This is a genomic window from Alphaproteobacteria bacterium (assembly GCA_030680745.1).
In the GTDB taxonomy this organism is placed as follows: Bacteria; Pseudomonadota; Alphaproteobacteria; order JAUXUR01; family JAUXUR01; genus JAUXUR01.
In genome coordinates, this window is sequence record JAUXUR010000058.1 from 1 (window position 1) to 8,434 (window position 8,434).

The window sequence follows — 8,434 nt, forward strand, 5'->3', positions numbered from 1 at the left end:
GAAGTGATTATTTATTGCTTGATCTAAGGTATTCATTTTTATCATTGTACAGCTCCTTTTTTTGTATCTTGTCTGTACTATGTTTTCTTATAAAAAATCAATACCTTAGATCAAATTAAAAAAGTGTCGTGTACTATGATACAAAACAGGAGAATCTAAAATGAATCTACTTAAAAAAACATTTATATTAAGTTTAACTATTTTATTTTTTCAAAATATAAATAGTTGCGAAGCTTTAAAAGAGGGGTTTATAACAACGTCTTCAGGAAAAATTTCTTATCTTGAGAGTGAAGGTAAGGGAGAAACAATAATATTCCTTCATTCAAATTCTATCTCTAAGGAAGCTTTTAGTAAACAATTCGATGAATTAGGCCAGCAATATCATTTGATTGCAATAGACTTACCTGGCCATGGTAAAAGCGATAACGCAATAGACCCTGTTGCTACATATTCATTTCCAGGTAATGCCAAAGCTGTTTTAGAGACCCTCGATTTACTTAATGTAAAAAAAGCTATTCTTTGTGGATGGTCAATAGGTGGTCATATTGCGATAGAAATAGCGTATGAACGCCCTAAACTCGTAACAGGTTTATTCTTAACAGGCACACCGCCTATTGAACTTGCCCCAGCTGGATTTGGCGCAGGTTTTCTTCCATTTGAAGGTGGAAATATGATGGGTCAAGAAACAAATTTTACAGAAGAGGAAGCTCGAAAATTTGTTGCTATGAGTGGTATTAATCCTGATGATAATCATTATTTTGTAATAACGGGTATGAGAACTGATGGAAATGCACGTAAGAATGTATTTACTGCTACTTTTATGGGTAAAGGCGTCAATCAAAAAGAATTTATTCAAGAAACAAAAACACCGCTCGCTTTTGTTTATGGAAAACAAGACAAAGGGATCAATAATGACTATATTAAAAGCTTAATCTATAATAATTTGTTTGGTATTTTTGAATTAGACTCGGGGCATGCAACGCTTTGGGAAAAAAGTCACGAATTTAACCAATTGCTATCTGAATTTGTTGACTTTACTAAAAATAATCAACCAAACTAATTTATTTGGTAGAGGGGTTAAATATAATAACCCCACTTTTTCTTATTCAGGGTATTCTTAAATTAAAGCAATATATTGTTTCACTTACTTGAAATTACTCTAGATTAATTGCTTTCTCTCTTTTTTTGTTTACTAAGAATGTGAATCTTAGTGGATCTGAAACTTAAGCGCTTCAGGCTCTTTTTTGTATTTTATCTTTTTTTTATTCTATCTCTCATTTACATTTACTTATGTGTTAAGAGCTTTCTAAAAAGCTAAATGTTTCTTATGTTAAGTATGTCAACTTGTATGAAATAGAAAAAAGGATTTGCTATGGAACATTTTGCTAAGAAACCAAATATGTTGTTAAGAAGGGCGTTAGGGTCTTCATTGTTGTTTGGTACTGGTGCCATTGAAGCGGGTTCGCCTTTTTTGCACGTCAGCAATAGTGGAGCAGAATTGTTAGGCCTTGTTGTTATTGCTTTTGCAATCATTTTAGTGGTTGCGGCTTTTGGGGCTTATTTTGTATCTACTTCCTGGCAAGGCGGATTGGATAAAAAGCTTGTTGATTTGAAGGTCGTTTTTGATGATGGGTCTCCTTTGACTTTTTCAACTGCTTATGCACGTGAAATAATTTTTATGTCGCCTATTCTCATAATATTTTTTTCTATCAAGATAGCTGCAATTGTTTTTATCCTTTGGTATATAGTTTGTCCAATAGTTACAAAAGGTAAAAAATGTTTTCATGATGTTATTGCCCAAACAAAGGTTATTGATAAAGATGATGGTTTTTAAGAAATTGATCTTATGACAAATAATTTTAAACCATCCAACATTACCTCTGATCTGGCACGTAAACTTGTGGCCGTTCAATTTCCAGAATATGCGCATTTACCCATTAGATCAGTTGAAAAACAAGGCCATGATAATCGTACCTATCGATTAGGAAATGATCTGTTAATCCGCATGCCAAGTGCCGCATCTTATGCGTTGAAAGTGCCTAAAGAGCAAGACTTGTTACCGAGGCTCGCGCCCTATTTAACAGTCAATATTCCTGCTCCCCTCAAAATGGGCAATCCTTCAGATGATTATCCCTATCCATTTTCTATCTATAAATGGTTGGAAGGCGTTAGTATTAATCTTCTTGTTTTAGATGATGATTGCTTAGAAAAACTTGCCTTTGATTTAGCAAAATTTTTAAAAGAATTGCAAAGCATGGATGCTGTTGATGGACCAAAACCGGGTCAGCATAATTGGTGGCGTGGCGATCATGTGAGTGTTTACGATAAAGGCGCCAGAGACCAAATCGCACAGCTCTCTAATGTAATAGATGCTAATAAGGCAATGCAATTATGGGAGAATGCTTGCAAAACGCGATGGCATCAAAATCCAGTCTGGATTCATGGCGATTTTGCGATTGGTAATATGTTGATGCATGATAGAAAATTAACTGCCATTATTGATTTCGGAGGTATAAGCCTGGGTGATCCTGCATGTGATTTAGTGATTGCGTGGACTTTTCTGAAAGGTAAAGCGCGAGATATATTTATCAACGAGATTGCTTTAGATGACGATACTTGGCTTCGTGCAAAAGCCTGGGCTTTATGGAAAGCGACTTTCGAGTTATGTCAAATAACAGATCAAAATAGTTCTGATGCTTTTGTTCAGAAAAGAATTATTGAGGATGTGTTGTAGGTTAGTCCCTCTTATGCATTTTTTCTAAAGAAATTTAATTGTAAAAAAAATACTTAAAAATAAATCTTGACCCTCACGTTACGTCATATTCTACCTTTATCTATATCGGTCAGAAGGAGTAATAAATTATGCGTTATTCTGTAAAACAATTGACGACATTATCAGGCGTTTCGGTGCGAACGCTTCATTGGTATGACGAAATTGGTTTGTTGAAGCCTGATTTTTATGCCGCGAATGGTTACAGATATTACGCCGAAAAAGATTTATTACTGTTGCAACAAATTTTGTTTTTTAAAGAGCTGGGTTTTCCGCTGAAGGAAATCCAAAAACTTTTGACTATGGATGGTTTTGATCAAGTCAAAGCGCTTCAAGCCCATAAGGGTTTTTTGAAGAAGGAAATTGATCGCAAAAATAAACTTCTGGAAACGATTGATAAAACAATTTTACATTTGAGAGGTACAGAAAAAATGACAGACAAAGAATTATATTATGGTTTTGACAGTGATCGACAAAAGGAATATGAGCAATATCTTGTTAAATCTTATGGTCATGAAACCGAGCAATTGCTTGTCGAAAGCAAAAAACGCACAGCAAAATGGGATAAAGATGAATGGGATGATGTGAAAAATAAAGGAGATGCGCTTCATAAGGATTTGGCTGTTATGATTGATCAGGATCTAAAGCCATCGTCGCCTGAAGTTCAAAAGCTGATCCACGCGCATTATGAATTACAAAATCGTTTTTATGATTTAACTAAGGAGGTCTATATTGGTCTTACAAAACTATATGCTGAACATCCAGATTTTAGAAAATTTTTTGATGTATACCATCCTGATATGGTTGAATTTATAGGGGAAGCGATGAGGTTTTATGCAGAACAAAATTTATAATCTATACCCTTCCTTTTTCAAATTGTGGAGTGCGTCAGATTTCGGGATTCAGCATGCTCATGTATGAAGAGATACACTCCGCGTGCTTCACCGCTCATCTTCCTACCCACACTTTGAAACCGATTGGGTATATGTTTTCTAGGAGTCGATTTTTCGGCTCCTTTTTATTAAAAAGCTTAACTTATAAAAATTAAATTCACCAAGTAATTAAATTTATATACTTATTAATATTAATATAAATATTGACTTTTAATTTTTTTTACATTAGTATATTTGTAATTTAAATTATTAAATGGAGAATATGTTGAAAAAAGTTCTTATCTTGTCTTTGTTTGTTTCTTGTGCGATTGATGCTAATGCTGTTGGTGGCCAAAATAGAAGTGTATTGGGCGCGTTTTCTAATTTTATCTCAACGGTCGTAAATCTCGTAAGTCAAAATTCAATAGTGGAGCCTTATGGTATAACAGAAGAACAATTTAAAATATTAAATGCTGGGGGCTACGAAAGAGGATATAAAATATTAAAAAAAAGTCTGTTTTATGCAGAAGGCGCACATTGTGATATGGACATAACGAAAGGGTATGACTTATCAAGACGATTACGTGATATTTGTACGAGTATGGGTTCATGTGAATTCTTTAATAGTTTTCTAGAATGTGGTGTAAAAGAGGCTTTGACGATTGTAGTTCCGGCTGAGATTTCACGCTCAGGAAAAAAAGAAACTTATCTACCGTCGCCAAAACAGGTTGATGAAAAACGAGAGGAACTTAGGCAATATTTTCGTAATAGAGCTATCCAAGAAGTCATTGGATTGGGTTATGTAAGACAGAGTCCATTCAACACAATGCCTGAATTTGCAGTTTACAATTCGTCTTCTTCTTCGTCTTCTTCAAGTTCGACAGAGACCCAAGAATCTATAAAAAAAGGAAAAGAAATTAGAGCCCTTTATCAAGAATTTTATGCGAGAGTAACTTCTGATCATAGAGTGTATTTTATAAATCGAACAGAACATTGGGACACATTGAAAGTACTGTTAGATAATGCAGGGATCAACGTAAAAAATGCTCACAAAGAAGGATTGCGTAAACAATACCTTAGGCTTATTGATAATCATGAAGCTGTTTTTTCAAAAGAGCATATTTTGTTGATTGCATATTTACAATTTTTTTATGGGAATGGTAGAACATCAAGCTCTTCTTTTGATCCATTCGAAGAATTAAAACCACTTGATCATGGTAACCCTTCTCTTCTTTTTACTTATACGGATCCGCAAGGTAATCGTAAACCTATTACAGCCTATTCTATCTTTTGTGATATGCTTGATCGCATGGATGATATTTACAAAATAGCGGATGAAGAACAAAAGTTAAAAATTGATGCACTTCTTGAAAATTTAGAAAATTATTTTAAATTTTTCAATGAAGCATTTGCGCAAGGTAACCTCTTTGAAGTATTTAATAATTAAGAGAAGTCAAAAAAAAGAAATTTGGGTTTAAGTTTTACAAAATTCTTTGATGTGTATCATCCTGAAATGGTTGAGATCCTAGAAGAGGCGATGCGATTTTATGTAGCGCAGAATTTCTAACTTACGTGTGATGGAGGCCGATTTGATTGGCCTCTTTTTTATTAAAATGTATAAAAACTTTTTAGTCGTTTAGGGTGTTATTAATTGTTTTAAGCACAGAATTTACGGCAATTTTATTGACATACATATGATATTGCGCTACTTATTTTACAATAAAAATTTATTATAATTTTCTTTATCAAGAAAGTGTAAGGATAAAATGAGACGTTTTTTTGTATTAATCGCGTTCTATATTTGCTTTAGTTTTCAACTTAGTGCAAATCCTGTTTTTATTTGGGATGATGTTGAAGGTGGCACTGGACTTCATTCTTATGTGGAAGGCACCTTAAATGATGGTTCTGTTTGGTATGCGCGTGAGGTTCACGAAGAAGATACACTCTTCTATCAGCAATTATTTGCTGATGCTGATATTATGAAGTTTTTTGGTCTTGGCAAGGCAGTTTCATATGAGAAAAGTGAACATTATCTTAAAGACATTTGGATGCCTTCTTTTCAAAAGGGGGAACCAATAGGGGCAATGACAATTTTTCTTAAAGAAACAAATCAATTTATTGGGTTTTGTTGTTTCTCTTCTGATGGTCCTGGTTATGCTAATGTTGGATATGCTGCACATAAGGAATTTTGGGGTAAGGGCGTTGCGACCAGTATTTCTAAGGTGTTTTTTTCAATTTGGGCAAAAGAAGTCACTGAAATTGGGCATGGATTGAGAGAAGAAGTTTCGTCTAGTATTGTTGAAAAATTTAAATGTTTTGGTGAGGCTCCTCTTAATGTATTTGTTGCGACAGCACGTCCCTCTAACATTGCATCGTGTAAACTTATGCTTAAGAGTGGTTTTAAATCTATGCTATTATCTCAAAAAAATATTGACATTGATTTAAAGGGTAATATATTTGAAAATGCTCAGCAAATAGAACAACATATTTTATCCTATTATTTTGATGAAAATGCTGACCAAAGACTTAATAAAGACGTTTTATATCGGGTGATTGATCCAGAAGGAAATGAAAGAACGCTTAGCTTTGTTTCAAAATACAATGCTTTGAGATATCATTTTGTGTTAGATATAGCGTCGACGGTTGCATATTAACGTAGTATAGGAAAGCAATATGAAAAATATATATAAAATTATAATACTCATTGTTATATCATTTGTAATCGTATTTTTTGTATTTGCCAAGCCGTATCGTATTTCTGGAGATTGTATGGAACCTGCTATTAAGGATGGTCAATTATATTTTTTAAATAAAGCGACCCCTTATTTTCGATCATACAAAATAGATGACATTATTGTATTCAAGCATGAAGACAAAGATTGGATAGCCAGGATAGTCGCCTTAGAGAATAATACAATACAGATCATTGAAGGGAATGTTATTGTGAATAATATCGCTCTTGATCAGAAAGAAATTCATAGAAATTGGTCTGGATGGCAATATGGCACATTTGCTTTAAATGAACCATTTCAGGTTCCAAAAGATCATGTTTTTGTATTATCGGACAATCTTTCGGCGCAACATGATGATAGTCGCGTTTTTGGACCTATACCAAGGTCGTCTATTTTAGGGCTTATTTGGTAAAACATTTAAAATTTGTTTGTTTCGGATCAAGAAGCGGTAGAAGTTGCGTTGAATCCAAATAAAAAACATAGATAATTTCTAGATTTTCTATATCACTATATGCTACAAATTTCACTATCTTAAATATATTAAATTAAAATGGTAATAAAATGAAAAAATATTTCTTTATAAGTTCAGCTATATTAATTATTGGATTGACGATGTTTAAATTATGTTCTGCTTCACCTGGTGCGCGTTATTTTCCTGAAATCAAACAAATTCTTTCACAACATTTTGATAAAGAAATTGATATTGTATCATCTGTTCAATTGAGTGAAAAAGAACGTCGTAATCTTATTTTACGTATTGAATTCAAAGGGAAAACAGAACAACTCTCACAGACTCTTATATTCAAAGAATCTGTTCCTGACGTGGAAGATAAAGATGAGGATGATAAGGAAATTTTTGGTCGTTTTTGTCGTGATTGGGCTGGCCTTGAGTTTATGAGCACCGAAGATCAGGCTCAATCAATAACGCCTCGATTTTATGGTGGCAGTGTGCCAAATCGTTTTGTTCTTTTAGAAGATTTGGGTCAGAATCATATTAGTTTGGTTGATTCGCTCACTGGATATAATAGACAAGAAGCTGAGTCGGCTTTGACTCGATTTGTAACCTCTTTGGCTAAATTTCATGCCTTTGGTATAGGTCGAACCGATGTTTATGCGGCTATTTTAAAAAGACTCAATGAAAACGCAGAAACATGGCAGGAAGATTATAAAACCCAAAAAGAGGAAGCGCATCAATTTATTATACGCGCTTTAAATAAACTTGAAATTAAAGCGCCAGCTGCATTTGATGAAGAATTGGATTTAATATTTAAAAATAGTCTTGAGCCCGGTGCTTTTACAACGCTCGTTCATGGTGATATATGTCCTGATAACGTTTTTGATAATCCTGTAAAAAACAAACTTCATATTATTGATTTTGAATGGTCAGTTGTTAAAAATGCAATGTTAGACGCAACTTACTTGCGTATGTCTATGCCAACCTGTTGGTGTGCGAAAGCTTTTCCACCCACATTAATTGATTCGCTTGAAGTACTTTACCGTCAAGAATTAGAAAAAAACCTATCAAAGGCCTTTGATGATGACGTTTATTACAATGCGTATACATTGGCTTGTGGCCAATGGGCACTAACAGCATTCATGAATGCTGGGGGTGTATTGGATGAAGATTTTAATATGGGTACAGGACCAATCCCTGTTGGCAACCGTTGGAACAAAGACGCTAATTTGGCGCGGCCACGTGTTTTATCAAGATTGAAGGCTTTTATCGAGGTGTCTTTAAAATATAATAAATTGCCTGAGTTAAGATCAATAGCTGAAAAAGTGTTGGCAAAAATTACTGAACGATGGGTAGATTCAAAACCACTTGATTTATATCCTGTTTTTGTAGATTAATAATTTTTTGCTTCAAACGAAAGATAGAGTATGAACTCGAAAGTAGAGTTATTAAAAATCAATAGGTTCGTCGTTGCGAGTTTCCCACCACCTAAAAGGGTCGGACTTAAAAGGAATGACCAAATTCGCAAACATGTGTATAAAAAGCTTGTGCGACCTGGAGGCCGTCGAAGCATTGGTGTTTGAAGAACCCGTTTGCGAGTCTGGTC

8 protein-coding genes are annotated in these 8,434 nt (G+C 34.1%); all 8 read left to right on the forward strand.

What is annotated here, in order from left to right; translation table 11 throughout:
- Window positions 1–160: 160 nt before the first annotated feature.
- The gene (locus Q8L85_06510; GenBank protein MDP1724337.1) at window positions 161–1,060 is read left to right on the forward strand and encodes an alpha/beta hydrolase; all 900 of its coding nucleotides are present in this window, start codon (window positions 161–163) and stop codon (window positions 1,058–1,060) included.
- Between the two features lie 312 nt (window positions 1,061–1,372).
- Window positions 1,373–1,834, forward strand: a complete 462-nt coding sequence (locus tag Q8L85_06515; GenBank protein MDP1724338.1) for an RDD family protein — start codon at window positions 1,373–1,375, stop codon at window positions 1,832–1,834.
- A 12-nt stretch (window positions 1,835–1,846) separates the two neighbouring features.
- Window positions 1,847–2,734, forward strand: a complete 888-nt coding sequence (locus Q8L85_06520; GenBank protein MDP1724339.1) for an aminoglycoside phosphotransferase family protein — start codon at window positions 1,847–1,849, stop codon at window positions 2,732–2,734.
- Between the two features lie 128 nt (window positions 2,735–2,862).
- Entirely contained in the window at window positions 2,863–3,624 is a 762-nt protein-coding gene (locus Q8L85_06525) for a MerR family transcriptional regulator (protein ID MDP1724340.1), read from the forward strand.
- Between the two features lie 304 nt (window positions 3,625–3,928).
- Complete coding sequence (locus Q8L85_06530; protein ID MDP1724341.1) at window positions 3,929–5,089, forward strand: hypothetical protein; 1,161 nt, start codon at window positions 3,929–3,931, stop codon at window positions 5,087–5,089.
- Between the two features lie 319 nt (window positions 5,090–5,408).
- Window positions 5,409–6,296, forward strand: coding sequence for a GNAT family N-acetyltransferase (locus tag Q8L85_06535; GenBank protein MDP1724342.1), 888 nt, complete (start codon window positions 5,409–5,411; stop codon window positions 6,294–6,296).
- A 19-nt stretch (window positions 6,297–6,315) separates the two neighbouring features.
- Entirely contained in the window at window positions 6,316–6,786 is a 471-nt protein-coding gene (gene lepB / locus Q8L85_06540) for a signal peptidase I (GenBank protein MDP1724343.1), read from the forward strand.
- 149 nt (window positions 6,787–6,935) lie between these two features.
- Window positions 6,936–8,225 (forward strand): phosphotransferase, encoded by a 1,290-nt coding sequence (locus Q8L85_06545; GenBank protein ID MDP1724344.1) that lies wholly within the window; start codon window positions 6,936–6,938, stop codon window positions 8,223–8,225.
- Window positions 8,226–8,434 lie beyond the last annotated feature (209 nt).

Coding starts and splice junctions, on each gene's coding strand:
- Q8L85_06510 (MDP1724337.1), top strand. CDS start 161: ATGAATCTACTTAAAAAAACATTTATATTAAGTTTAACTATTTTATTT.
- Q8L85_06515 (MDP1724338.1), top strand. CDS start 1,373: ATGGAACATTTTGCTAAGAAACCAAATATGTTGTTAAGAAGGGCGTTA.
- Q8L85_06520 (MDP1724339.1), top strand. CDS start 1,847: ATGACAAATAATTTTAAACCATCCAACATTACCTCTGATCTGGCACGT.
- Q8L85_06525 (MDP1724340.1), top strand. CDS start 2,863: ATGCGTTATTCTGTAAAACAATTGACGACATTATCAGGCGTTTCGGTG.
- Q8L85_06535 (MDP1724342.1), top strand. CDS start 5,409: ATGAGACGTTTTTTTGTATTAATCGCGTTCTATATTTGCTTTAGTTTT.
- lepB (MDP1724343.1), top strand. CDS start 6,316: ATGAAAAATATATATAAAATTATAATACTCATTGTTATATCATTTGTA.
- Q8L85_06545 (MDP1724344.1), top strand. CDS start 6,936: ATGAAAAAATATTTCTTTATAAGTTCAGCTATATTAATTATTGGATTG.